This is a genomic window from Glutamicibacter bergerei (assembly GCF_054495185.1).
In genome coordinates this window covers 706588-732086 of sequence record NZ_CM137131.1, presented here as the reverse complement: position 1 = coordinate 732086, position 25499 = coordinate 706588, and the positions used below count along the sequence as shown (strand labels likewise).

The 25499-nt window shown below is 58.1% G+C and carries 24 protein-coding genes; 5 read left to right on the top strand and 19 right to left on the bottom strand.

Annotated elements, in window-relative coordinates:
• Window positions 1-44: 44 nt before the first annotated feature.
• The 15 genes from ACX5K5_RS03400 to ACX5K5_RS03330 form a co-directional block, all read right to left on the bottom strand.
• A complete protein-coding gene (locus tag ACX5K5_RS03400) occupies window positions 45-896 on the bottom strand; it encodes an FtsB family cell division protein (RefSeq protein WP_188684353.1) in 852 nt (283 codons plus the stop codon).
• Between the two features lie 100 nt (window positions 897-996).
• Complete coding sequence (gene eno / locus ACX5K5_RS03395; RefSeq protein ID WP_459175029.1) at window positions 997-2277, bottom strand: phosphopyruvate hydratase; 1281 nt, start codon at window positions 2275-2277, stop codon at window positions 997-999.
• Window positions 2278-2384: 107 nt separating this feature from the next.
• On the bottom strand, window positions 2385-3053 hold the full coding sequence (locus tag ACX5K5_RS03390) for a MazG nucleotide pyrophosphohydrolase domain-containing protein (protein ID WP_096256564.1): 669 nt from the start codon (window positions 3051-3053) through the stop codon (window positions 2385-2387).
• 13 nt (window positions 3054-3066) lie between these two features.
• Window positions 3067-3618: a pyridoxamine 5'-phosphate oxidase family protein gene (locus tag ACX5K5_RS03385; protein WP_096256563.1), complete on the bottom strand. Its 552-nt coding sequence runs from the start codon at window positions 3616-3618 to the stop codon at window positions 3067-3069.
• Between the two features lie 26 nt (window positions 3619-3644).
• Window positions 3645-4187, bottom strand: a complete 543-nt coding sequence (locus ACX5K5_RS03380) for a GNAT family N-acetyltransferase (RefSeq protein ID WP_096256562.1) — start codon at window positions 4185-4187, stop codon at window positions 3645-3647.
• A gap of 359 nt (window positions 4188-4546) precedes the next feature.
• Window positions 4547-5725 carry an adenosine deaminase gene (locus ACX5K5_RS03375; RefSeq protein WP_459175419.1) on the bottom strand — a complete coding sequence of 393 codons (1179 nt, stop codon included), beginning with the start codon at window positions 5723-5725 and terminating at the stop codon, window positions 4547-4549.
• Window positions 5726-5827: 102 nt separating this feature from the next.
• Window positions 5828-6502 (bottom strand): DedA family protein, encoded by a 675-nt coding sequence (locus ACX5K5_RS03370; protein WP_096256560.1) that lies wholly within the window; start codon window positions 6500-6502, stop codon window positions 5828-5830.
• A 528-nt stretch (window positions 6503-7030) separates the two neighbouring features.
• Window positions 7031-8344: a thymidine phosphorylase gene (locus ACX5K5_RS03365; RefSeq protein WP_459175028.1), complete on the bottom strand. Its 1314-nt coding sequence runs from the start codon at window positions 8342-8344 to the stop codon at window positions 7031-7033.
• Between the two features lie 57 nt (window positions 8345-8401).
• Complete coding sequence (locus ACX5K5_RS03360; protein ID WP_459175027.1) at window positions 8402-8812, bottom strand: cytidine deaminase; 411 nt, start codon at window positions 8810-8812, stop codon at window positions 8402-8404.
• A gap of 8 nt (window positions 8813-8820) precedes the next feature.
• Window positions 8821-10101: an ABC transporter permease gene (locus ACX5K5_RS03355; protein WP_096256557.1), complete on the bottom strand. Its 1281-nt coding sequence runs from the start codon at window positions 10099-10101 to the stop codon at window positions 8821-8823.
• Entirely contained in the window at window positions 10098-11330 is a 1233-nt protein-coding gene (locus ACX5K5_RS03350; protein ID WP_441664793.1) for an ABC transporter permease, read from the bottom strand. The genes ACX5K5_RS03355 and ACX5K5_RS03350 overlap by 4 nt, the downstream gene beginning before the upstream one ends.
• Window positions 11327-12958: an ABC transporter ATP-binding protein gene (locus ACX5K5_RS03345; RefSeq protein ID WP_229677023.1), complete on the bottom strand. Its 1632-nt coding sequence runs from the start codon at window positions 12956-12958 to the stop codon at window positions 11327-11329. The genes ACX5K5_RS03350 and ACX5K5_RS03345 overlap by 4 nt, the downstream gene beginning before the upstream one ends.
• 123 nt (window positions 12959-13081) lie before the next feature.
• Window positions 13082-14170 (bottom strand): BMP family lipoprotein, encoded by a 1089-nt coding sequence (locus ACX5K5_RS03340; RefSeq protein ID WP_096256556.1) that lies wholly within the window; start codon window positions 14168-14170, stop codon window positions 13082-13084.
• A 263-nt stretch (window positions 14171-14433) separates the two neighbouring features.
• Window positions 14434-15630, bottom strand: a complete 1197-nt coding sequence (locus tag ACX5K5_RS03335; protein ID WP_188684347.1) for an amidohydrolase — start codon at window positions 15628-15630, stop codon at window positions 14434-14436.
• Between the two features lie 98 nt (window positions 15631-15728).
• Window positions 15729-16841 carry a mannose-1-phosphate guanylyltransferase gene (locus ACX5K5_RS03330; protein WP_096256554.1) on the bottom strand — a complete coding sequence of 371 codons (1113 nt, stop codon included), beginning with the start codon at window positions 16839-16841 and terminating at the stop codon, window positions 15729-15731.
• Between the two features lie 246 nt (window positions 16842-17087).
• On the opposite strand from ACX5K5_RS03330, the gene sdhC reads away from it, so the two are divergent.
• From sdhC to ACX5K5_RS03305, 5 genes are all read left to right on the top strand, one after another.
• On the top strand, window positions 17088-17501 hold the full coding sequence (sdhC, locus tag ACX5K5_RS03325; RefSeq protein WP_170947871.1) for a succinate dehydrogenase, cytochrome b556 subunit: 414 nt from the start codon (window positions 17088-17090) through the stop codon (window positions 17499-17501).
• A 3-nt stretch (window positions 17502-17504) separates the two neighbouring features.
• Window positions 17505-17948: a succinate dehydrogenase hydrophobic membrane anchor subunit gene (locus tag ACX5K5_RS03320; protein ID WP_105678178.1), complete on the top strand. Its 444-nt coding sequence runs from the start codon at window positions 17505-17507 to the stop codon at window positions 17946-17948.
• 48 nt (window positions 17949-17996) lie between these two features.
• Entirely contained in the window at window positions 17997-19784 is a 1788-nt protein-coding gene (gene sdhA / locus ACX5K5_RS03315) for a succinate dehydrogenase flavoprotein subunit (RefSeq protein WP_188684343.1), read from the top strand.
• Entirely contained in the window at window positions 19784-20566 is a 783-nt protein-coding gene (locus ACX5K5_RS03310; protein ID WP_096256550.1) for a succinate dehydrogenase iron-sulfur subunit, read from the top strand. The genes sdhA and ACX5K5_RS03310 overlap by 1 nt, the downstream gene beginning before the upstream one ends.
• A gap of 357 nt (window positions 20567-20923) precedes the next feature.
• A complete protein-coding gene (locus ACX5K5_RS03305; RefSeq protein ID WP_188684341.1) occupies window positions 20924-22390 on the top strand; it encodes a catalase in 1467 nt (488 codons plus the stop codon).
• Between the two features lie 90 nt (window positions 22391-22480).
• On the opposite strand, the gene ACX5K5_RS03300 is transcribed toward ACX5K5_RS03305, so the two are convergent.
• From ACX5K5_RS03300 to ACX5K5_RS03285, 4 genes are all read right to left on the bottom strand, one after another.
• Window positions 22481-23017 (bottom strand): 2'-5' RNA ligase family protein, encoded by a 537-nt coding sequence (locus tag ACX5K5_RS03300; protein ID WP_170947870.1) that lies wholly within the window; start codon window positions 23015-23017, stop codon window positions 22481-22483.
• A 2-nt stretch (window positions 23018-23019) separates the two neighbouring features.
• Window positions 23020-24042, bottom strand: coding sequence for a tryptophan--tRNA ligase (gene trpS / locus ACX5K5_RS03295; protein ID WP_096256547.1), 1023 nt, complete (start codon window positions 24040-24042; stop codon window positions 23020-23022).
• 15 nt (window positions 24043-24057) lie between these two features.
• Entirely contained in the window at window positions 24058-24903 is an 846-nt protein-coding gene (locus ACX5K5_RS03290) for an exodeoxyribonuclease III (protein ID WP_382411772.1), read from the bottom strand.
• 68 nt (window positions 24904-24971) lie between these two features.
• Entirely contained in the window at window positions 24972-25475 is a 504-nt protein-coding gene (locus ACX5K5_RS03285; protein WP_096256546.1) for a hypothetical protein, read from the bottom strand.
• Window positions 25476-25499 lie beyond the last annotated feature (24 nt).

Here is a 25499-nt window from a genome sequence, read left to right as displayed (position 1 = left end):
TTGTCTTTTCGCGTCGTGTGGTTCGGCTTGGGTATGTTTGCTTATTAGTCGGTCGCTGAGCGGTGTACCGAATCAAGCAGCGCATCAACCCAAGGAAGATCTGCGCGCACCTCATAGGTGCTGCCGTTAGGCGTTGCGGTAGCTTCCTCGGTAGGAAGTTCACCGACAACCTTGTAAAGCTTTTCACCCGGCATGACCAAGTTTATCCGCTCACGAGCCTGCTGCTTGATGTACAACGGATCATCCCACCGTGCGATCTCTGCATTCAGCTCATCACGCTGCGCCTCTTTTTCACTGATTGAGGCTCGCAGTTCACTAATCTCGGTCATTTGTGTCCGGTAAAAATTCACCGTAGGTACCAGCATCACAGCAAAAAACGCGAGTACCACTAGCAGCGCAGCAACGCGTCCGGAAAAACGGTGGGCCGCTACCGGAGCTCCGGCCGGAGTCTCATGTGGGGTCTGCGCCTTCTCACCCGGCTTGCGGCGTACCGCTGCGGAGAACTTCATCCGGTCATCACGGCGGCGTTCGTTTTGCTTCTTTTTAGCACGCTCCCGCAAAGGTGTTTTCGACTTATTTTCCTGAGCGCCTTGGCTCTTGGCCGTAGTGCTGCGCGAATTGGCTTTGGGCGCGCCAAAAGAAGATGTTCTAGGTGTTTTGCGCTCTTCGGAAGGCAACTGCCGAACCCGGCGTGCGCTAGGGGTGCTCGGCGACGCTGTGGGCACAATGTGCAACGCATCGGTGCTTGGATCGGCTTCGTGTGCTCCGCGTGGGGCATGAGGCGTATGCTCGGCCGAAGTGTGGCCCTGTGGATCCGTGTGCGTCGCGGCCACCTCAGGTGGCTGATCACCTGTAGGGGTATTTCGCCGCGGCATGCGCGGTGGTCGCTGCGCCATACTCCCCCATTCAAACTTGTACTTCCAACGTTGTCTTCATTAAATAACGAAAAGCTCGTCGGTATCCACTACCGACGAGCTTATGCGTTTTACCTGAATATTAGCTGTTGAAACGCGGGAACGCGCTGGTTCCAGCGTAAACTGCTGCCTCGCCCAGGTCCTCTTCGATGCGTAGCAGCTGGTTGTACTTTGCTACGCGCTCGCTTCGGGCTGGAGCACCGGTCTTGATCTGACCCGCGTTGGTTGCCACGCAGATCTCTGCGATGGTGACATCCTCGGTCTCGCCCGAACGGTGCGAGGTGATCGTGGTGTAACCGGCGCGCTGAGCCATCGAGATGGCGTCCAGGGTTTCGGTCAGGGTGCCAATCTGGTTAACCTTCACCAGCAACGAGTTAGCGGTGTCGGACTTAATGCCCTGTGCCAAACGCACTGGGTTGGTGACGAACAAGTCATCACCGACCAGCTGAACCTTGTCGCCGATGTTTTCGGTGAGGGTCTTCCAACCCTCCCAGTCGTTCTCATCGAGTGGATCTTCGATGGAAACCAGTGGGAAGTCTGCAACGAGCTGCGCATAGTAGTCGCTCATCTGCTGGGCGCTGCGAGCTTCGCCCTCGAACTGGTAAGCGCCGTTCTCGTAGAACTCCGAGGAAGCAACGTCCAACGCCAGGGCGATGTCCTTGCCCGGGGTGTACCCGGCGCGCTTAATCGCTTCGGTGATCAGTTCCAGTGCCGCACGGTTGCTTGGCAGGTTCGGCGCGAAGCCGCCCTCGTCGCCCAGGCCGGTGGACAGCTTCTTTTCCTGCAGTACGGCCTTGAGGTTGTGGTAAACCTCGACGCCCCAGCGCAGACCCTCGGAGAACGTTTCCGCCCCCAGTGGAGCGATCATGAATTCCTGGATGTCCACATCGGAGTCGGCATGGGAGCCACCGTTGAGGATGTTCATCAGTGGCACCGGCAGTACGTGTGCGTTCGGGCCACCCAGGTACTTGAACAGTGGCAGGTTGGCGCTGGCGGCTGCGGCGTTAGCCACGGCCAGGGAAACACCCAAGATGGCGTTGGCGCCGAGCTTTGACTTATTCTCGGTACCGTCCAACTCGATCATTGCCTGGTCGATGGAGCGCTGGTCGGTGGCGTCAAGGCCCTCCAACTCGTCGGCGATCTCTTCGATGACCGATGCAACAGCGCCTAACACGCCCTTGCCTAGGTAACGCTTCTTGTCCCCGTCGCGACGTTCCGCGGCTTCGAACTGGCCGGTGGATGCACCGGATGGAACCGCGGCACGGCCGTGGGCACCATCGGTGAGTAGGACCTCGACCTCAACGGTCGGATTTCCGCGGGAATCGAGAATTTCGCGCGCGTGAATGGCGTCAATCAATGCCATGAGTAAGGACTCCTTGTATAAAGGGGTTGTCTAAGGGCTGGTCGATCCAGCGGTCCGATCGACCGTTGGCACCATTGCCTGTTCCTAGCCTAGCGCGTCACACCTTGTTAGGGCGACGTTGTTTCGTTCTTCATCCCTGCATATTTTTTCGTCAACGCATCACGCAGCACCGATTCGGCGTCTAATCCCAGCTCTTCGGCCCGGGCAGACAGGGCCAGTAATTCTGCACCAAGACCCTGCTCATCATGCACCCGGGCGCGCATTTGCTCCGTCGCTTCGGGAAGATTTGAGGCACCTGAGCGATGGTGTCGATCCAATAGCTTTTGTGACAAGGTCAGTGCTGGAAGACCAGCGGGAAGGCCTGCATTATTTCGTTTTGGTGCCCCGTCACGCTCGGCTTGTTTGGCCGCATCCCAAATGCGAATAATCTCCGCAACGTCGTCCGTGATCGCCGGCTCAAGGTTTCCCTGAGCATCAAAGACGTGGCGGTTGCGCCGCAGAAGTTTATCGGCCAGCGCTTTAGCCACGTCCTGTAGACCGAAGTGTTCCTGCTCGCTCGCGATTTGTGCATGCAATAAAATCTGGAAGAGCAAGTCGCCAAGTTCTTCGCACAACAGCTGCGGATCCTTCGCCCCAATAGCGTCGAGCACCTCATAGGATTCCTCAACTAGATAGGTACGCAGCGACTCATGAGTCAGTGCGCCGGTCCAGGCACAACGCTCTCGCAAGGTCTCAATAATCCCGATGAGCCGGTCTAGTTCGCTCTCACTTCGCATAAAGACAAGCTAATCACATCGGTGAGTCCAGCCCCGGCAGGCCATCGATGCTCAACGAATTCTTCTGACCACGATATTCGTTCAGCCCAGCTTCGCCCTTTTTCTGTGCCCAAAGGTCCATGGTGTCGCGTTCACCGGTCAGCTCCATTTGCGGAACGCCCCATCCGCAAGAGTCACTGATCCGAGTCACTTCAACCTCGATGACCGCGCGTGTACCCAAATTTTTGGGGTGCAAGGCAACGACCTCGTCGAAAATTTGATCACCCGGGACATGCACCGTTCCACGACCATGTAGCCGAACAATGCGTGGTCGTTGCTCGAAGGAGTTAAACATCAGGCAGATCCGACCGTTTTCGCGCAGGTGCGCAATCGTTTCTACGCCACTCCCGGTGAAATCCACCCAGGCGACCCGGTTGGGTCCCAAAATCGAAAAAGAATCCAAACCCCGCGGCGACATGTTCACATGCCCTTGGGCGGAAAGTGGCGCTGTGGCCACAAACCACATTGGGTGTTGCCCGATCCAAGCCTTCAGGTTCTCGTCGATTTCCTCGTATATTTTACCCACGCTACGAGCATAGTTGACGCAGAAATCTAAGGCGCGAGGTCATCCCAGTCAAAAGTGGTGACGGTGTTATTTGCCCAGTCTTGGCGCAAGATGGTGTAAGCCACCGAGGCGAGGTATCGCCCATCGCTGGTCGGCCACCCCATACGATAATGTGCTTCTTTCACAAACCCCGCACGCACGAACGTCTTTCTCATCGCGATGTTGTCCTCACGCGTCTGACCTTCGAAACGCAACACCTGAGGCATGGTCTCAAAAACTAGGTCACACAGCGCGCGAAGGACTTTTAACCCAAGTCCATTGCCTCGCTGGTCTTCGGCCAACCGCAGATCAAACACTGGAGAGTCCTCATCTTGCAGGTCTTCCAGAGCAACCATTCCAACCCGGCGCGCATCATCATTGATCCAGTAGCCTTGGGTATCGTCGTTCCAGAAACGTCCCGCAGAAACTTTTGCTCTGGCCTCCTGCTCTTGTGGAGCGGGCTGAACATGAAAAGGAAATGAATTGGATACCAAGAAGTCGACGACTTCGTCGGTATCGGTTTCATTCAGGGCGACAAAAGTGATGGGCATGAGTCGACCCTATCTGCTGAAGCTGGAACCGTGGCTAAAAGATGCAGAAGAATAGTCTGCCAAGGGTCGTTTCCGTTTTCTTACGCTTGCCCACAGGGCAGCAAAGCCACGAGCGAGAATTTATGACAGGTAACGTGCGAATCAGCTTAGTCTCTGCGTCATGGTGATGCTCGCTGAGGCCATCACCGGTCGTTACTCCTAAATTCTTTGTCGGCGTTGGTATTCGAAGTTAACCGCTGATCGCGATAAATCCGCAACGGGGTTCGGAAATGTAATATTTCCACGCCTAATGCAGGTTTTTAAACACCACAAGGGCCACCGTCTAGGTGACCCTTGTGGTCAAAAGTATGCGTCGAGAATTAGATCTCTTCGTATTCCACATCGTCATCATCGTCGTCTTCGTCGAGCAGGTCGGCGTAGTAATCGTTGATGTATTCAACCAGCAGTTCACGCATTTCCAACGGTACGAAGGCAGCCTCTGCTGCGTTCAATGTCAGATCCAGCAGATCTTCGAGGTCATAGTCGAAAGCTTCGACCAGAAGTTCGAACTCGTCTGACAGACTGGTGCCACTCATCAGTCGGTTATCCGGGGAGATCGTGACGTTAAAACCTGTCTGCACCAGCAGGTCGATCGGGTGGGATTCAATTCCCTCACCGAAGGCGGCGGTAGCACCGGTCTGAAGGTTTGAAGATGGGCAGATTTCCAGTGGGATTCCACGTTCACGAACCCAGTTGGCCACTGGGCCCAAGGCAACCAGTCCGGTGTCCTGGTCCAGGGTTTCCCCGTCATCATCAACGCCACCGAATTCAATTTCGATATCTTCGGCAACGCGTACGCCATGGCCCAAACGGGTGGCACGGCCAACCAAGATCGCGTCCTTGATCGAGTCTAGGCCGGCACCTTCGCCAGCGTGCACCGTCGTCGGGAAGAGATTTTCCGCCAGCAGATCGAAGGCTTCCTTCATCCGCGAGGCAGGGAATCCTTCCTCCGGCCCGGCAATGTCGAACCCCACAACACCGTGCCCACGGTGACGCAAAGCCAGCTGTGCGATCTCCAGACCGCGGTCAGCCTGACGCATCGCCGAGATTACCTGACCAACCTGAATCGGGTGACCCTCATTGTTTAGCGCCTCAACGGCCTGCTCCATGCCTTCCTGCACGGCGTCAACGACGTCGTCCAGGCTCAGACCTTCGCGTAGGTGTTGTTCTGGTGCATAGCGTACTTCGCCGTAGATCACGCCATCGGCGGCGAGGTCCTCTACGAATTCGCGAGCCACACGGATCAACGCGTCACGCGTCTGCATGACCGCAAGGGTGTGTTCGAAGGTCTCTAAGTAGCGTGGCAATGAACCAGAATCAGCCGATTCATGGAACCAGTCAGCCAGGGCTTCAGCCTCGGTGGCAGGCAGCTCATGGCCGACCTCCGCCGACAACTCAATGATGGTTTGCGGGCGCAAGCCACCGTCTAGGTGGTCATGTAGCGAAACTTTGGGCAGATCCCGGAAGTCGAACTCTGGATCATAGGCAAGATGAATCATTTCTTCAGTCACAGGTCGAGCCTAGTCGCATTTTGCCCGCACAGATAGTTCTAATGGGTAAAGATCTGCGAGCCTGTATGTGACCATCGTCAAGCCAGCAGGTTAACCCTGCTCACGCTCTGGCGGAACAAGTTCCAATACCCCGGTCGATTGCACGGTATCAGCCTTTTGCGGACGCTTACCGTACTTGCTCAACACACGATTAACCAACAAATCAATAAGGTAACCCAAGACCACGGCAATCACTACTGAGGCGATAATTCCGACCAGTTTGTTGTGTGCCAGCCAGTTGCCCGCCAAAGCTCCGATACCCACCGAATAGGCACCCCAAGTCACACAGCCGATCACGTCGAAGAGCGTAAACCGGCGGTGGCTGAAACCGGTAGCCCCGGCAGTCAGGTTCACCGCCACACGACCAATGGGGATATATCTTGCGGTGAAGATCAAAAGTGCGCCGGAGGTTTCAAGTTTTCGCGCGGAGAACCGCAGCACCCGCTGGGCCCTCGCACCACGCATCCAACGGAAACCTTTCGCACCAAGCTTGCGCCCGATGAAGAAAGTAATTTGATCGCCCAGGATGGCTCCGGCGATGCCGAGCAACGCGACGAGGAACAAGTTGGGCGTACCGGTGCTAATACCCACGGCAGCAAGCGACACAAGAAAAGATTCGGAAGGCACTATCGGGAAAAAAGCATCAATCATGCAGAACAAGAACAGCAGCGGCAAAACCCACCACGCACTGGCAGCCTGCGTGATTGCCTCGTTGATCAGTTCCATTAATCCTTACTTCTTCCCCGAGCATGTGCGTGAGCACTGATAATCCATTCTCACTCGAGGATCGGCGCCTTGGCATCCAACCTTCGTCGTATTATGGAATTCTTTGAGACACACCTCCCGGCGGACTCATCAAATCAACGATTGACTATGTCATTTTGGTTCCCACGAGTTTACTGGGAGTTACTGGTGAACATTGCGATTGGCTTCGTGGAAGAAGCTACTTGAACTGGCTAGCGATCATCAAGCCGAAGTTTTGGGATAAAAATACTGCCGCGGCAAACCTCGTGTGTTTTAAGAAGGTCGCAGCTGTTTCAAGGAGCCCACGATTGCCTCGCCGGCCCCGATGCGCAGGCCACCAATCTCACCCACCAGTCTAAAAAGCCTGAGTTTCTGAGCATTCAACGCTATCTGTTCGCAGCTGGTTGGCCCAAATCAGCGAGTAAAAAACCGGCGACAGCAGGAAACCAATTCCATTGCTGTCGCCGGAAATGAATCACGTCAAAGAGTATTCGACCTAATTCAGCGAAATTATTTTGCTGCGATCCGACCCAAGATCAGTCGGGTATCTGCACGGTCAGTATCCGAACCGATCAGGATCGCCTTTTCCACCAGTTCGATAGCACGCGGGAACTTCTCCGGGGTATCGGTGAGCAGGGTAGCAATTGGCTGACCACGGCGCACCAGGGCACCTGGCTTCACGTGCAGGCGCACACCGGCTCCGGCCTGCACCGAATCTTCCTTGCGTGCACGTCCAGCACCCAGGCTCCACGCAGCCAGACCAATATCCATGGCATCGAGCTTTAACAACGCACCTTCAGCCTGCGCGTACACGGTGTGCGACTCTTTGGCCACCGGCAACTTCACATCCGGATCGCCGCCCTGAGCGATGATCATCTGACGCCAGCGGTCCATGGCCTGTCCATTATTTAGCGCACCTCGCACATCCACGTCGGTGATCCCGGCTCCTGCCAGCATCTCGGTGGCCAAAGCGACGGTCAGCTCGATCACGTCTTCGGGTCCCCCACCGGCGAGCACCTCAACGGATTCATCCACCTCGATCGCGTTACCGGCGGTCAAGCCCAGCGGGGTGTCCATATTTGTCAGCAACGCCACGGTATTCACCCCGGCGTCCGTACCTAGGTACACCATCGTTTCGGCCAGCTCGCGAGCCATGGCCTCGTCCTTCATGAACGCGCCGGAACCGACCTTCACGTCCAAGATCAGGGTGCCGGTGCCTTCGGCGATCTTCTTGCTCATAATCGACGAGGCGATCAGTGGCAAAGAATCTACCGTGGCGGTCACATCACGCAGGGCGTAAAGTTTTTTATCGGCCGGAGCTAACCCGGTTCCCGCCGCGCAAATGACCGCTCCGGCACCGGAAAGCTGAGCAAACATTTCCTCGTTGGATAGCGCCGCGCGCCAGCCCGGGATCGCTTCGAGCTTGTCCAAGGTACCGCCGGTGTGGCCCAGTCCACGGCCTGAAAGCTGCGGAACCGCAACCCCAAAGCTGGCGACCAATGGTGCCAGAGGCAAGGTGATTTTGTCCCCTACCCCACCGGTGGAGTGCTTATCGGTGGTGGCCAAAATCTTCCCGGTGGTGTCCTTGAGTCCGGAGAAATCCATGCGCTCACCGGAGTTGATCATCGCGTGGGTCCAGCGCGAGATTTCCTTGCGATTCATGCCTTGGAAAAAGATCGCCATATTCAGCGCGGACATCTGCTCTTCGGCGATGGCCCCGCGGGTGTAGGCGTCGATGGTCCAGTCGATCATCTCATCGCTGAGGATTCCGCCATCGCGTTTGGTACGAATGATGTCAACGGTGCTGAATGCTTCGGTAGCCACTTTCGGCTCCTTACTGGTGAAAATCGTCGGTGTTTGAGACCGCTGGGAAACTACGGCTTAGAGTGAAATATCGTTGGGTCCAAAGGCATAGGGCAACAGCTGCTCCATGCTCAGTACACCGGTATCGGTTTGTACTTCCATACCCGGTGCGCGATGTTCAAAGAGCAATTGCCGGCAGCGGCCACAAGGGGTGATCAGCTGAACCGCACCATCTTCGAGCTGGCCCAAGCACAAAAAGTGCTGGAGCTTGCCGCCGCCGGTGGCAAATAATTCGCCGACCATCGCGCATTCGGCGCACAGGGTCACCCCGTAGGCGGCATTTTCGATATTGCAACCGGAGATCAACCGTCCATCGGTGGTCATCGCCGCGGCACCCACCCGGAACTTCGAATAGGGTGCGTACGCCTTGGACAGCGCCGCCGCGGCCGCAGCTTCAAGCTGCGACCACGGCGCGGTGTTGTTTTCCATGGGAAATGTCATTCCTTCACATAGGGTTCGCCGGCGGCGGCAGGTCCGCGTGAGCGGCCCACCAGACCGGCGACGGCGAAGATCGTCACCAGGTACGGCATCATTGCCATGAACTGGCTTGGCACCGGGGTGCCGATGATCGTGAGGATCACCTGGAGGTTGTCCGCGAAGCCGAAGAGCAACGCGGCGGCGAAGGCGCCAATCGGGTTCCAGCGGCCAAAGATCACCGCGGCCAACGCGATGAAGCCGCGTCCGCCGGAGATTTCCTTGGTGAAGGAGTCGATGGCCACCAGGGTGAAGAAGGAGCCACCAATACCGGCGATGATGCCGCCCAAGGTGACATTCCAAAAGCGGGTGGCGTTAACCTTGATGCCTAGGGTGTCGGCCGCCTTCGGGTGTTCACCGACCGCACGCACGCGCAGACCCCAACGGGTTTTGAACAACCCGAACCAGACCAGGAAGACCGCCAGGTACATCAGGTAGCCGATGACCGACTGCTTGAACAGGATCGGGCCCAGCACCGGAATGGCGCTCAGCCCGGGGATCGCAATGACCGGAAGGTGCGCCGGGGAGTTAAACAGTTCCGGATCTTCCTGCATCACCGTGGTGAACAGGAACCCGGTGATGCCCGAGACGAGCACGTTGAGCACCACACCGACGATGATCTGGTTGACCAGGTACTTGATCGCAAATAACGCGAGCACCAGGGAGACCAGTGCGCCGGCGATGCCTGCGGCGATCAACCCGGCAAAGGCGTTCTTGGTGATCGAAGCGACGATCGCCGCGGTGAATGCACCACCGAGTAGTTGGCCTTCGATGGCGATGTTGACCACGCCGGCACGCTCACAGAGCACCCCGGACAGCGAACCGAACACCAGTGGGACGGCGAGCACTACCGCACCGGCCAGCAGGCTGGCCAGAGAAATACTGTTGATGTTCGCGCCAGAGACCACCCAAATCAGGAAGCCGAGCACAAAAAGCACCGCGCAGAGCACTACAGCGTAGGTGGGCAATGTGCGTCCCTTGGAACGTAGCCACCAGGAGTAGCCAGCGACCGCGAGCAGCAGCACACCGAAGACGATATTTGTCGCCATACCTGGGAAGACCAGGTCAGGGATCTTAAACGCATCGGTGTTGGTGCTCAACGAGAAGTTCGCGGCCTGGCTGCTGCCTAGGAAACCGAAGCTGATTAGCGTGATCAAAGCGATCACACTAAGCACTATTGGAGTCTTTTTGCTAGGTAACAGGGAGATCGACGGCTGCAGGGCCGCTGAGGTCGTGGTGGTCACTTGGCACCTGCCTTGATGGTTTCGGTTTTGCGGACGCGCTTTTTAGAATTCATCCCAAAGATCGACTTCACCAGTGGTGGGGCGGCGATGAACAGGACGATCAGTGACTGCACCACCAAGACAATGTCGATCGGGGTTCCGGTGGAAATCTGCATGTTGACCGCACCGGCGCGGAAGGCGCCGAAGAGCAACCCAGCGAAGAAGGTTCCCCACGGGGTGGAGCGGCCAAGGAGCGCGACGGTGATCGCGTCAAAGCCCAACGAACCGGCCACACCAACGGTGAGCACCTTCTCGGTGCCGGCTACCTGTGCAACACCAGCGGCGCCTGCCAACGCACCAGCGAAGGCCATCGCCAAGATGGTGGTGCGCGCGACGTTCACGCCGGCGGTACGGGCGGCTTCAGGGTTATGCCCTACCGCACGGAATTCGAAGCCCAGCGTGGAGCGTTTAAGCATCCAGGCCACCAGCACCGTCAACAAGATCGCCATCACAAAACCAAGGTGCAAGCGCGAGCCAGTCAGTGCCGGGAAGGTCGCATTGGCATCCAGAATCGGGGAGATCGGGTTAGTCTCACCGGGACGACGGAAGGCGGTGGTATTCATCAAGAAATCCAACAGGTACAGCGCCACGTAGTTGAACATGATCGTCAAGATCACTTCGTGTGCGCCGGTGCGAGCCTTAAGCAGGCCTACCAGTCCGCCCCATAACGCGCCGCCGAGCAGACCGAAGAGCACCACCAAGAGCAGGTGCAGCACCAGCGGCAGGTGCCAAGCGAAGCCGACATATCCGGCCATGGTGGCGCCGATGATGATCTGACCTTGGGCGCCGATGTTGAACATGCCGGCGCGGAAGGCCAAAGCAACGCCCAAACCTGCACAGATCAGCGGTGTGGAGACCGTAAGCGTCTCCAAGAAGGGGGAAAAACCCTGTGCGGAGTTGTAGATGGAGCCGTTAAACAGCGCCACGTAGCTCTCGGTTCCGGCACGCCACAGCTGGGTGAAAAAATCGCTGGGGCGGGCGAAGACGTAGCCGGCGGTCTCGATAACTTTTTTGTCGGTGACAGCCACCAACAGTCCGCCGATGACCAGCGCGACAAAAACACCCAGCACCGAGACGAGGCCCGGACCCTGCGTGATTTTGCGAAATAGCTCGTTATTCGAGTTTTTGCCCTCGGGCGGCGCTACGGGCTTGTCGCCGGCAGGCGGCTGACCGATGGTTTGCTCACTCACTGCGCATCTCCTTCCGCTGTGGTGCTGTGCTTAGGTTTGTGGGTGACCTGCGGTGCTTGGGCAGGTACCGGTTGTGCTTCTACTGGTTCGGCGTCGGCCTTAACATGATCGGCCTGGCTGATCGCATCGGCTTGGGAGACTCCGGCCATCATCAGGCCGAGCACCTCGCGGGAGGTATTGCCCGGCACGATGCCGTTGATCTTGCCCTTGTAGAGCACCGCAATGCGGTCCGCGAGCTCCATGACCTCGTCCAGTTCGGTGGAGACGATCATTACCGGGGTTCCCTTGTCGCGTTCGGCGACGATGCGCCGGTGCAGGAATTCAATCGAGCCCACGTCCACGCCGCGGGTAGGCTGCGAGGCGATGAACAGCTTCAAGTCACGGCTCAGCTCGCGGGCCATCACGACCTTTTGCTGGTTGCCGCCGGACAGGCTGGAGGCCGGGTTCAACGCGTTGTCGGTACGCACGTCGAAGTCCGCGATCTGCTTGGTCGCGTTCTTCTTCATCGCGTCCAGGTTCATCGAAATACCCTTGCCGAAGGGTTTGCGGTCATACAGGTCCAAGATCAGGTTCTCTTCGATGGAGAACTGGGTGACCAGTCCGTGCACCGAGCGGTCCTCGGGGACAAAGCCGACGCCGGCGCGCAAAACCTGCTTGACCGATTTGCCAACAAGTTCCAAACCGTCAAGCTTGATCGATCCGGCGGTCACCGGCTGGGTGCCTAGAATCGCCTCGGTCAGCTCGGTTTGTCCGTTGCCCTGAACACCTGCCACGGCGAGGATTTCGCCCTGGTGGATTTCGAAGGAGACATGGTCCAAGGTGGTGGTGCCGGCGGCGTTGACCACACTGACATCGCGGACCACCAAGCTCGCTGCACCCGGAGTTGCGGCTTCCTTGTTCAGATTTAGCTGCACCGCACGGCCCACCATCAGGTTAGCCAGGTCGGTGGTGGAAGTTTCGGGGGCCACCGAATCGATCACCAGACCGCGGCGCACTACGGTGATCACATCGGAGACCGCACGGACCTCGCGCAGCTTGTGTGAGATAAACACGATCGAGGTGCCATTGGCTTTGAGCTGGCGCATGATGTCCAACAGCTCGTCGGTTTCCTGCGGGGTCAGCACCGCGGTCGGCTCATCAAGAATGAGCACCTTCGCCTCACGGACCAGGGCCTTGATAATTTCCACGCGCTGTTGCACGCCGACCGGCAAATCCTCGACGATCGCGTCGGGGTCAACGTCGAACCCGTAGCGATCGGAGATTTCACGGATCTTCTTGCGCGTAACTTGAAGGTCCAGGACGCCGCCGGCCTTCGTGGCCTCGGCTCCCAGAGCAATGTTTTCGGCGACGGTGAAGACCGGGATCAGCATAAAGTGCTGGTGCACCATGCCGATGCCGGCTGCCATCGCATCGCCTGGCCCGGAGAATTGTACGGGCTTGTCGTCGATCAGGATTTGACCCTCGGTCGGCTGATACAGGCCGTAGAGCACGTTCATCAGCGTGGACTTTCCCGCGCCATTTTCACCGAGCAAACAGTGGATTTGGGCATTATCGACCACGAGGTCGATATCCTTATTGGCGTAGAAAGAACCGAAGGCCTTCGAGATTCCTCGTAGTTCGAGTTTCACGATTCCACCATCTTTGTTGTTCGGTTGTTGGGCGGTGGGCAGTCATAGAGCGCGTCACCAGTTCACCGCTCAGGCGGTGAGCGGTGACGCGCTCGGATGACTTATTCTGTGGTGGTGCAAACCCTACTTAGGGCTGGCCTTCGATTCAACCTTCAGGTCACCGGAGATGATCGATGCCTTCAGTGCGTCCAGTTCGGACTTGGTCTCATCGGAGATCTTGGAGTCAAAATCGTGGAATGGGGCCAGTGCCACACCCTCGTTCTCCAGGGTTCCCACGTAAGGGGTTGCGTCGAAATTGCCGTCAGCGTCGGTGACGATGACTTCTTCGACTGCCTTGTCCATGGTCTTGACCACGGAAGTCAGCATGACGGCCTTGTAGTCTGGAGCGGTTTCGTAACCGTCGGAGTCAACCCAAATCAGTTTGACGTCCTTGCCGCCCTTATTTGCGTCAACCACTGCAGCACCGGCGCCCTTGCCTACGGGGCCTGCAACCGGCATGACCACGTCTGCACCGTTGTCGATGAAGTTCTTGGTCACCTGCTTGCCCTTATCCTGCTTTTCGAAGTCGCCGGTGAAGGTACCATCCTGCTTCTTCTTATCCCAGCCAAGGAGCTTGACGTTTTCGCCCTTGTCTTCGTTGAACTTTGCGACGCCGTCGGCGAAGCCGTCCATGAAGATGGTCACGGTAGGGATCTTGACGCCGCCGAAGGTGGCTACGGTGCCGGTCTCGGAGGCTGCTGCAGCTGCGTAGCCTGCCAAGAAGGCAGCCTGAGCCGTGTCATAGATGATCGGCTTGACGTTTTCGATCGGCTTCTCGTACTGGAAGTCGACGATCGCGAAGTGCTTTTCAGGGTTAGCGGCAGCGGCCTGCGCAGTCGCATCGCCAAGCAGGAAGCCAACGGTGACGGTCAGATTACAACCGGCATTCATCATGCCAGTGAGGTTAGTGGCGAAGTCCGAGTTGGACTTCGACTCTGCCTCGCGTGGCTTAAAACCAATATCATCGGCAGCGGCCATCAGGCCACGGTGCGATGACTCGTTGAAGGACTGGTCATCAAATCCGCCGGAGTCGGAAACGATGCAGCCAATGTAGTCAGAGTTTCCGGCGGCTTTGTCGGAATCTTCTGGGGCAGCGCCACAGGCGCTTAATGCCAAAGCTGAAATGCCGAGCATGGCCGCGGCCACACCGGTCTTGCGCGATAAGAAGCGCATCTAAACCTCCATGAGTGAAGTGCGAGATTACCGGGAGGCGAGGAACCTTTAGATTCGTGAAGTTGACCTTCGCGAGTGGCACAAAAGTACTAGCTTTCCCATCGTTTCCATAGCCTATCGGAGATACGCCGTAGGTAAAGACGTTGAAGATTACAAACCGGTAACTTCCAGACCACAAGACGGCAAGCGCTTAACGCCAACACCCAAGTCAGATGACAGTTTGTTAAAGCGTCAAACAAGTGTTAAAAATTTTCGGGTTTCCCCTAGTTGGCCAGCGCTTCGTCGATGGCTTGAATGGCCGCCGCTGCCATCAGCCGGACGCCAACAGAAATACTGCGCTCGTCCGGGTTGTAGTCCCCCCGATGCAGGTCAAAGGTTTTGCCACCCGGGGTACGGGTACCCAAGCGCAACATCGCCCCAGAAACCTTCTGCGTCATCCACGCAAAATCTTCCCCGCCCATGGACTGCGGAGTCAGCTCAATAGCGGCAGCACCGAATTCACGACGCGCCGCGTCTTCGATCAAGGCCGTCTCCGCCGGGGCATTAATTACCGGCGGAACCCCGCGGGTATGCTGCATTTTAATTTCAACGCCATAGGGCGCGGCCACCTGACGAACGGTCGCATCCAGTAGCTCTCCGGCGGCGTACCACACCTCACCGTCGAGGCAACGCATGGTGCCAGCAAGGTAGCCGGTGGCCGGAATCGCGTTCGGCGCGCTCCCGGCGTGAATTTGCCCCCACACCACCGATACCGCTGAACGTACATCAAGCTTGCGTCCGAGCACCGCCGGGACCTGGGTGGCGATCTGGCTCATCGCAAAGACAATATCTTCGGTCAGATGTGGCCGTGAGGTATGTCCTCCCCGACCATTAACCTCGATGCGGATGGTGTCGCTGGCAGAGGTGATCGCTCCGATACGAGTACCGATCTTTCCCACGTCGATGCGCGGATCACAGTGCAATGCGAGCACGCGGGGAACCTCGTCCAAAATGCCCTGTTCGATCACCGAGAGCGCACCGCCAGGTAGCTTTTCTTCGGCAGGTTGGAAGATCACCCGGATTTTGCCGTGCAGTGCACCGGCATCGTCCATGGATTTGAGCGCCAAGGCCACCCCGAGCATCACCGTCGTGTGAATGTCGTGGCCGCACGCGTGGGCTACCCCGTCGGTCATTGAGGCGAATTCCAGTCCGGTTTCTTCGAGCACCGGCAAGGCATCAATGTCGGCGCGCAGCCCCAAACGAATCGGACCCTGCCCCACATCAACAAACGCTCCGGTTTGCTCCATCGGCACCGGGTCCAATCCGGCTTCACGCAACGTGTTAAGGATCCGTGCGGTGCTCTGGAACTCGGCGAAGGAAAGCTCCGGGTTGCGGTGTAGCTCGCGGCGGAACTCCAGCAGCGCAGGCAGTAACGGCTCGGTCCACTGCTGGACGGATGCTAACTTGCCATTTTCATTCATCGAAGACACCTTAACGAAGATACGCCCCGAGCCATGCGCTTCCTAGCCAGCACGTAACTTTTGAACACCCGATGAAATAGTCTTGCGCTCTGCCCGACCTAGAGGACCGAGGTATCCCCGCGCTCCTTGAGCTGTTCCACGGTCGCTTTGACCTTTTGCGCGTGCTCCTTGGTGGTCACCAACAACGCATCGGCGGTATCCACCACGATCACGTCATCGATGCCGATCAGTGCAACCACTCGTGGTCGATCGCTGTAGACCACGCCGGTGGCGTTGTCGGCGTACACCCGCACTGCCTCACCGAGGGTGATGACGCCCTCTTCGGCGTCTTCGCTGTTCAAACGGCCGATGGCGGCGAAGTCTCCGACATCATCCCAGTTGAAAATACCCGGGATCACCGCGACGTCACCGGCGGCCGCGGCCGGCTCGGCCACCGCGTAGTCAATCGCGGTCTTTGGCAGGTTTTCCCACACCTCGGTCATGACCTCGTCGCGCTGCTCGGTATCCCACGCGTCGGCGATGCGCATCAGTCCCGTATAGAGGTCCGGTTCATTAGCTTCGAGATGTTTGAGCATCAATCCCACCGGTGCGACAAACATTCCGGCGTTCCAGAGGAATCCGCCCCCGGCTAGATAACGCCGGGCGGTATCTTCGTCCGGCTTCTCCACGAACTCCACCACACCACGCGCACTGGGCGCGTTAACTACGTCCAGAGATTCACCGGCCTTGATATAGCCAAAGGCGGTGGAGGCGTGGGTGGGGTGAATACCGATGGTGACGATCTTGCCGGTGGCCGCGGTATGGATCGCTTCGACCAGCGCCTGCTGGAAGATTTCTACCGGACCGATAACCTGGTCCGCCGCGAAGGAACCCATGATGATGTTGGGGTCGCGGCGGTAAAGAATTGCGGCAGCCAAACCGATAGCTGCGGCCGAATCGCGTGGTGCCGGTTCGAGCACCAGGTTTTCATCGGAGATTTCGGGCAGTTGGGCTACGACCGCTCCACGGTGCGCCTTGCCGGTGACGACCATAATCCGTTCGCCGGCCAGCGGGACCAGACGATCAAAGGTCGCACGAATCAGCGTCGAGCCCGATCCGGTGAGATCGTGCAGGAATTTGGGAGCCGAGGCTCGGGAGAGGGGCCACAATCGGGTTCCGACGCCACCGGCCGGGATGACGCCATGGAAGCGCGCTAAAAGGTCTGCATTCACACGGTCTACACTAATTCATTCGGTGGGCAAACCCCGTCATTGAGACACTTCGCCACCAATAAATACGCCATGCAACTATGCGTTATTACGCGCGTATTCCCGGCCGTTAAGCGCAAAAATGCCACTATTCGGTGAACATACTCACAAGCACAAGACTCAAGATAGAACCAAGGCTCATTTGTGGTTTAGACTCGCACAAGGAACGCTCGCACAAGTGCGTCAAATCTCATTGTGTGCAATATACACATGCGCCGTTGCGAGCCTTGGAGGTTTAGTTCAGTGTCGAAGACTTCGTCAGGCACCCTATACCGCGGCCGTGAAGGCATGTGGTCCTGGGTGGGACACCGGGTCACCGGTGTCGTTATTTTCCTTTTTCTTTTAGTGCACGTGCTTGATACAGCACTTGTACGCGTCGATGCCAGTGCATACGACGCAGTGATTGCCACGTACAAAAACCCCTTGATGGCATTGGGCGAAACCGCTTTGGTCGCTGCCATCCTTTTCCACGCGTTTAATGGTCTGCGTTTGATCTTGGTTGACTTCTGGAAACAGGGCACCAAGTACCAGCGTCAGCTGTTGTGGGGTGTCATCGGCGTTTGGGTAGTTGTATTCGCCGGCTTCGCAATCCGTCACCTCTCGCTTGCATTCGGAGGACACTAAACCATGAGCGCAGAAATTGCTGAACCACGTAGCCAGCGTCTAGATCCGAAGTATGTTCGCGGACCAAAGTCGCGCGGCAACTTCGAGATGCTTGCATGGCTGTTTATGCGCCTCTCGGGCGTAGTGCTGGTCATCCTGATTTTCGGGCACCTCATCGCTAACCTGCTCACCGGCGAGGGCGTAAACGGCCTCTCCTTCGGCTTTGTTGCCGGCAAGTGGGCCGATCCAGTATGGCAGTTCTGGGATTTGGCACTGCTGTGGTTGTCGATGCTGCACGGCACTAACGGTGTGCGTACCATCATCAACGATTACGCCGAAAAGCACGCAACCCGTGCGTGGCTAAAGGGTCTGCTCTACGTAGCAACGATCTTCATCATCGTGCTTGGCTCCCTGGTGATCTTCACCTTCGATCCATGCATCGTGAACAGCCCGTTGCCACAGTGCTAGAACCCGTTTTTTAGTCACAAAGATTTTTTAGAAAAGAGAGCATCAAGAATGCAGGTACACAAGTACGACGTAGTCATCGTCGGTGCCGGTGGTGCAGGTATGCGTGCGGCGATCGAATCCGGTCAGCGCGCACACACCGCAGTGCTAACCAAGCTTTACCCAACCCGTTCGCACACCGGTGCGGCCCAGGGCGGCATGTGTGCAGCACTTGCCAACGTCGAGGAAGACAACTGGGAGTGGCACACCTTCGACACCGTTAAGGGTGGCGACTACCTGGTTGACCAGGACGCAGCGGAGGTCATGGCGAAGGAAGCCATCGACGCCGTGCTCGACCTGGAAAAAATGGGTCTGCCATTCAACCGCACCCCAGAGGGCAAGATTGACCAGCGTCGCTTCGGCGGTCACACCCGTGACCACGGCAAGGCAGCGGTTCGCCGTGCTTGCTACGCAGCAGACCGCACCGGTCACATGATCTTGCAGACCCTCTACCAAAACTGCGTCAAGCACAACGTTGAGTTCTACAACGAGTACTACGTGCTGGACATGCTGATGGTTGAAGAAGATGCCTACCGCGAGGATGGCACCGCCTACAAGCAGAAGCGCGTTGCTGGCGTCGTATCTTACGATCTGGCTACCGGCGAGCTACACATCTTCCAGGCCAAGTCGGTTGTCTTCGCAACCGGTGGCGCCGGCAAGGTCTTCAAGACCACCTCCAACGCCCACACCCTCACCGGTGACGGCATGGGCATCGCCTTCCGCAAGGGCATCCCGCTGGAAGATATGGAATTTGTGCAGTTCCACCCGACCGGCTTGGCCGGGCTGGGCATCCTGCTTTCCGAGGCTGCTCGTGGCGAAGGCGCAATCCTGCGTAACTCCGAAGGTGAGCGCTTCATGGAGCGCTACGCACCAACCATTAAGGACCTCGCACCGCGTGACATTGTCGCGCGTTCGATGGCCAACGAGGTGCGCGAAGGCCGCGGCTGTGGTCCTAACAAGGATTACGTACTGCTTGACCTCACCCACCTGGAACCAGCGCACATCGATGCGAAGCTTCCGGACATCACCGAGTTCGCCCGTACCTACCTGGGTGTAGAGCCATACACCGAGCCGGTACCGGTCTTCCCGACCGCGCACTACGTGATGGGTGGCATCCCTACCAACATCGATGCCGAGGTCCTGCAGGACAACGACACCGTGATCCCAGGGCTTTACGCGGCCGGCGAAGTCGCCTGCGTCTCGGTCCACGGATCAAACCGTCTGGGCACCAACTCGCTGTTGGACATCAATGTCTTCGGTAAGCGCGCCGGCCTCTCGGCAGCGAAGTACGCGGCTACCGCTGACTTCGTCGCACTTCCAGAAGATCCAGAGAAGTTCACCAGCACCCAGATCGATGCGATGCTGAACTCCACCGGTACCGAGCGTGTTGCGGTACTGCGTAAGGAACTTCAGGACATCATGGACGCTAACGTTCAGGTATTCCGCGATAAGGATTCGCTGGATCGCGCACTGGTTGTCATCGAAGAACTACGCGAGCGTTATAAGAACGTTTCGGTCCAGGATAAGGGCAAGCGCTTCAACCTTGACCTTCTGGAAGCCATCGAGCTTGGCTTCTTGCTGGACATGGCAGAGGTTATGACCGCTGCCGCCATGCACCGCAAGGAATCACGCGGTGGTCACTACCGCGAGGACTTCCCGAACCGCGACGACGAGAACTTCATGAAGCACTCGATGTCCTACCGCGACGCAACGGCTACCACCGAGGGCATTTCAGGCATTCGCATGGAAACCAAGCCCGTCATCTTTACCCGTTACCAGCCGATGGAGCGTAAGTACTAATGAGCACGGAACTTCCGGAACCAGCATCAAAGATCGAGCTGAAGCCAGGTGTCGGCGGTGGCGGAGAAATCCCTACCTTCAACATCACCCTGCGCGTTCGCCGTTACACCCCGGAGAGCACCGCTGACGCGTACTGGGAAGACTTCAAGCTGACCATGTACGGCACCGACCGCGTGCTGGACGCCCTGCACAAGGTCAAGTGGGAGCACGACGGTTCACTGTCCTTCCGTCGCTCTTGCGCACACGGCGTCTGCGGTTCGGATGCCATGCGCATCAACGGCCGCAACCGTCTTGCTTGCAAGACCCTGCTCAAGGATCTAGACACTTCCAAGCCGATCACCGTTGAAGCCATCAAGGGCCTGCCCCTTGAAAAGGACCTCATCGTCGACATGGAACCGTTCTTCCAGTCCTACCGCGAGATCATGCCGTTCTTGATCAACGATGGCCACGAGCCATCGGGCGAGCGTTACCAGTCGGCAGCGGACCACGCTAAGTTCGAGGACACCACCAAGTGCATTCTTTGCGCTGCGTGCACCTCGTCTTGCCCGGTCTTCTGGACCGATGGCCAGTACTTCGGCCCGGCAGCAATCGTCAACGCTCACCGCTTCATCTTCGACTCGCGCGATGATGCAGGCGATATGCGTTTGGAGATCCTGAACGACAAGGAAGGTGTGTGGCGTTGCCGCACCACCTTCAACTGCACCGAAGCATGCCCACGTGGCATCCAGGTGACCCAGGCTATCGCCGAGGTCAAGCAGGCAATCTTGTCGCGCACCGTCTAAGGATTAGTCCTTAGTCCTCCCAAAGAGGCTCGAACCACTTGGTTCGAGCCTCTTTGTGCGTTAACCAGGCAATTAACGCCTAGCAACAATGCGGTAAATTCCACATTCCCTATTTGGATCCATTCAAATTTATGGCATGATGGGAGCTATGGGCTTCACCGGTTATTTGTACCAGTTTGCACACCACGCCTCTGGGCGTAGGCAAACTCTGAGCCGTCCGGAACCCAAAAATTTCACAGACCTCTACGGTGCGTTCCGCGCCCGTGGATGAGGCCCTTGCCAGGGCGAAGCACAGCGGAGTCAATCCCCGCCACACTCTTCCTGACAAAAATGTAGGATCCATGCAAAGGAGAAACAATGGCTGAGAATCAGAACGTGAACCCTGGCGGTTCGACCACCCAGGCAGGTATCCCAGCGGTCAGTGACCGCAACTCCCTGACCGTAGGCGCAGATGGCCCGATCGTCCTGCACGACCACCACCTGGTCGAAACCCTGCAGCACTTCAACCGCATGAACGTGCCCGAACGCCGCCCGCACGCTAAGGGCGCCGGCGCATTCGGCGAATTCGAAACCACCGAAGACATTTCGCAGTACACCAAGGCTGCACTGTTCCAGCCAGGCGTGAAAACCGAAACCCTGATGCGCTTCTCCACCGTCGCCGGTGAGCTTGGCTCCCCCGACACCTGGCGCGACGTGCGTGGCTTCTCAATGAAGTTCTACACCACCGAAGGCAACTTTGACCTGGTCGGCAACAACACCCCGGTCTTCTTCCTGCGCGACCCAATGAAGTTCCCACACTTCATCCGCTCGCAGAAGCGCCTGCCAGATTCTGGCCTTCGCGACGGCACCATGCAGTGGGACTTCTGGACGCAGAACCCCGAATCAGCTCACCAGGTCACCTACATCATGGGCCAGCGCGGCCTACCTAAGACCTGGCGCGAAATGAACGGCTACGGCTCGCACACCTATATGTGGGTCAACGCTGCCGGTGAGAAGTTCTGGGTTAAGTACCACTTCCTGAACAAGCAGTCCGACAAGTTCGAGACCATGCCTGGCGCCGAGGCCGAGGCACTGGCTGGATCGGACGCCGAATTCCACCGCCGCGACTTGTTCGACAACATTAAGGCCGGCAATTTCCCCAAGTGGGACCTCTACGTACAGATCATGCCGTACGACGAGGCAAAGACCTACCGCTATAACCCGTTTGACCTGACCAAGGTCTGGTCCAAGAAGGATTACCCGCGTATCAAGGTCGGCACCCTGACCCTGAACCGTAACCCGGAGAACTTCTTCGCGCAGATCGAGCAGGCAGCCTTCTCGCCGGGCAACATGGTCCCAGGTATGGGCATGAGCCCGGACAAGATGTTGCTGGGCCGTAACTTCGCCTACGCCGATGCACAGCGCTACCGCATCGGCACCAACTTCCAGCAGCTGCCGGTCAACAAGCCAAAGTGCCCGGTCAACTCGTACAACTTCGAGGGCAATATGACCTTCGAGCACACCGGGGACCGCAGCGTCTACGCGCCAAACTCCTTCGGCGATTCCTACAGCGACCAGACCGGACCGGTGGATAACTCCTTCGAGTCCGATGGTGAGCTGGTCCGTGCGGCCTACACGCTGCGCGAGGATGACGGCGACTTCGTCCAGCCAGGCATCCTGGTCCGCGAGGTCATGGACGACGCCCAGCGCGCCGAACTGGTCAACACCGTCACCGGTGCCCTCGACGGGGTTGCCGAGCCGGTGCTGAGCAATGCGTTGGAGTACTGGAAGAACATCGACGCGGACACCGGCGCGAAGATCGAAGCCAACGTACGCGCCAAGTAATTCAGATGCCGCTACGTTAGGGCAATAAAAATCCCGTGGAACATTTTTGTTCCACGGGATTTTTTGGCTTCTGCACTGAGGGATGCAGGTTCAGCGGCCCAACGCGATTTGTTCGCAGAAGTTCCACGCCCCATTCCGAGTATCGAACAGCTGCACGCTGTGCACCTCGAAGCGCAGATCCACCTCCTGCAACGCGGTGTACGCGGCAGCCAAATCGGCCTCCGCCACATTCTGTGCGATCGTCAGGTGCGGATGATAGTCGAACTTCGACTCGTGACGCAGCGGCCCGGCAAGTAGTGCCTCATGCAACGCCCAACAACGCTCTGCACCCGCAGCCAACGGCAGATACACTACGTCACTGGCGGGCTGGAAAGAACGCGCCGCGGCAAGCCGAACGGTAAAGCGCGAACTTTCCTGCGCCACTTCACGCACCCGTGCCGCGGCTTGCGCCCACGATTTAAGGTAGCCCCCGGAGATCAGCGTGATATGAGGGTCGATCGACTCGGTGTCCGCTCCCCCAAATTTCCTGCGCCATTCACGCAAGACGCTGCGCTGCGGTTCGGGCACGGGAATGACGACCCCCAAGGTGAACTGGGGGTCGCTAATTTCCGTGGCCTGATCGCTCACGATTAGCTGTGGCTTCCCAATGGCGGCAGGAAGCCGACCTTCTGGTAGACATCGGCCACGGTGGCCGAGGCGACTTCGCGGGCCTTCGTCGCGCCGGCCAGCAGCAACCGGTCAAGCTCCGCCGGATCATCGAGCAGTTCCAGGGTGCGCGTGCGGATCGGGGTCAGGCGTTCGACCACCGCTTCGGCCACCGCAACCTTCAGGTGTCCGTACATCTTGCCTTCAAATTCGGTGACCAGTTCCGGGACGTGCCTGCCGGTCATCGCCGCGAGGATGTTCAGCAAGTTGGACACCCCAGGCTTTTCTTCCTTGTCGTAGGCCACGACGCTGCCCGCATCGGTGACCGCGGACTTGATGCGCTTGGCGATCAGCTTCGGCTCGTCGAGCACATTAATCAGGCCAGCAGGCGACTCGGAGGACTTGGACATCTTCGAGGTCGGGCTCTGCAGGTCGTAAATGCGTGCGCCCTCCTTGGGAATGAACGCCTCGGGCACCACAAAGGTCTCACCAAAGCGGTGGTTAAAACGCTTCGCCAGATCGCGGGCCAACTCCACATGCTGACGCTGGTCATCACCGACCGGCACACCCTGCGGCTGGTAGAGCAAGATGTCCGCTGCCATCAGCACCGGGTAGGTGAACAAACCAACGCTGGCAGCATCGGCGCCACCCTTGGAGGACTTGTCTTTAAACTGGGTCATTCGGCTGGCTTCACCAAAACCCGTGATGCAGTTGAGCACCCAGGCCAGCTGCGCATGTTCGGGTACCTGGGACTGGACGAAGAGCGTGGACTTGTCCAGATCGATGCCCCCGGCGATAAACTGCGCCGCGGTTTTACGAGTACGTGCACGCAACTCGGCGGGGTCCTGCGAGACGGTGATCGCGTGCATATCTGGAATGAAGAAGAACGCGTCGTGGTCATCCTGAGTTTTGACCCAGTTGACCAAGGCGCCCAGATAGTTACCTAGGTGTAGCGAGTCGCCAGAAGGCTGCATGCCGGACAGGACGCGGGGACGAAGTGTTTCCATGAATTGTGGTTCCTTTTAGAACTGGTAGTCGACAACCAACGGTGCGTGGTCGGAGAAGCGCAGATCGTAGGCCGAGGCGCGGTCTACGTGAGACTTGATCGCCTTCGCGGCAAGATCCGCGGTGGCCATCTGGTAGTCGATACGCCAACCGGCATCGTTATCGAAGGCCTGCCCGCGGAAAGACCACCAGGTGTATGGGCCCTGAGCTTCGGGACCGGCAAGCTGCCGGGCCACATCCGTGTAGCCGATCTGCGGACCGAAGAACCCGTCGAAGTAGGCGATCTCCTCATCCATCACACCGGCGCGCTTATTGTGGTTCGGCTTCCAGTTCTTAATGTCCTTATGTGTGTGCACGACGTTCAAATCGCCCACCACCAGCACATGGTCCTTCTCGTTTTTCAGCTCCACCAGGCGCACGTTCATGCGCTCTAGGAAACGGTACTTATCTTCTTGCTTTTGCGTGTTCAGCTCACCGGAGTGTACGTAGGCGGAGACCACGCACAGGGTGGATCCGTCGGCCATGGTGAAATCGGCTTCCACCCAGCGACCTGATTGCGCGAAGTACTCCTCGCCAATATGTTCACGCACGGCGGTTGGTTCGGCACGCGAGAGCACGGCCACCCCGGCACGGCCCTTGTCCTTGGCTTCGGCGTGCAAAATGAACCAACCCTCACCGATCAGCTCGCGCAGGATCGCATCCGGTGCGCGCACCTCCTGCAGGCAGAGGATGTCCGCGTCACGCGCGTCGATCCAGTCGGGCATATTACGCTTGTAGGCCGCACGTATGCCGTTGACGTTGACCGAAGCCACACGCACGGCGCCGGCATTCTTGCTCAAAATTTCCACGCTGGTAGGTATCACAATTCCACCTTACAAAAAGACAGCGCAACGTTCTGCCTGAACGTTGCGCTGCGCGGTAACAAATTTATTTAGTTCACGATTTCGCCGTCGATAGCGTCCCCGGAAGGCTTCATCATGTCGCGGGCGTTTGTCGCGGTCATCTGAATAGTTTCCAAGGCGCGGTCGATCATCTCGGCGGAGCCGGCATCGTTCTTTGCGCGCTGCTCGTCGATCACCCGGGTCTGCACCTGAATGATCTTGAAGGAGTGGTCCAGCTTCATATCGCGCTGGCTGGTGCCCTCGTCGACGACCACGGTGGAGGCGCCCTGTGCGCGGCCAGTGGCCGCCGCGGTCGCTTCACGCAACGAATTGTTGATCTTATCCGCGCCGCGCTTGAGGCCGAACATCATAAATGCTGCCAGCAGCAGCCAACCGGCAGAGATCGCGACGATGAACCAGCCGACGACCTGATTGGAGTTAGCGGCGAAGACTACCGCCACCAGAAGGACGACAACCATCACGGCCATGGCCAAAGTTGATGCGTTCAGGGTAACTTTTTTGCCCTGCTTCGCGGTGCTGCCTAGAGGTTCCATACTGACAATTATCTCACCTTGTCT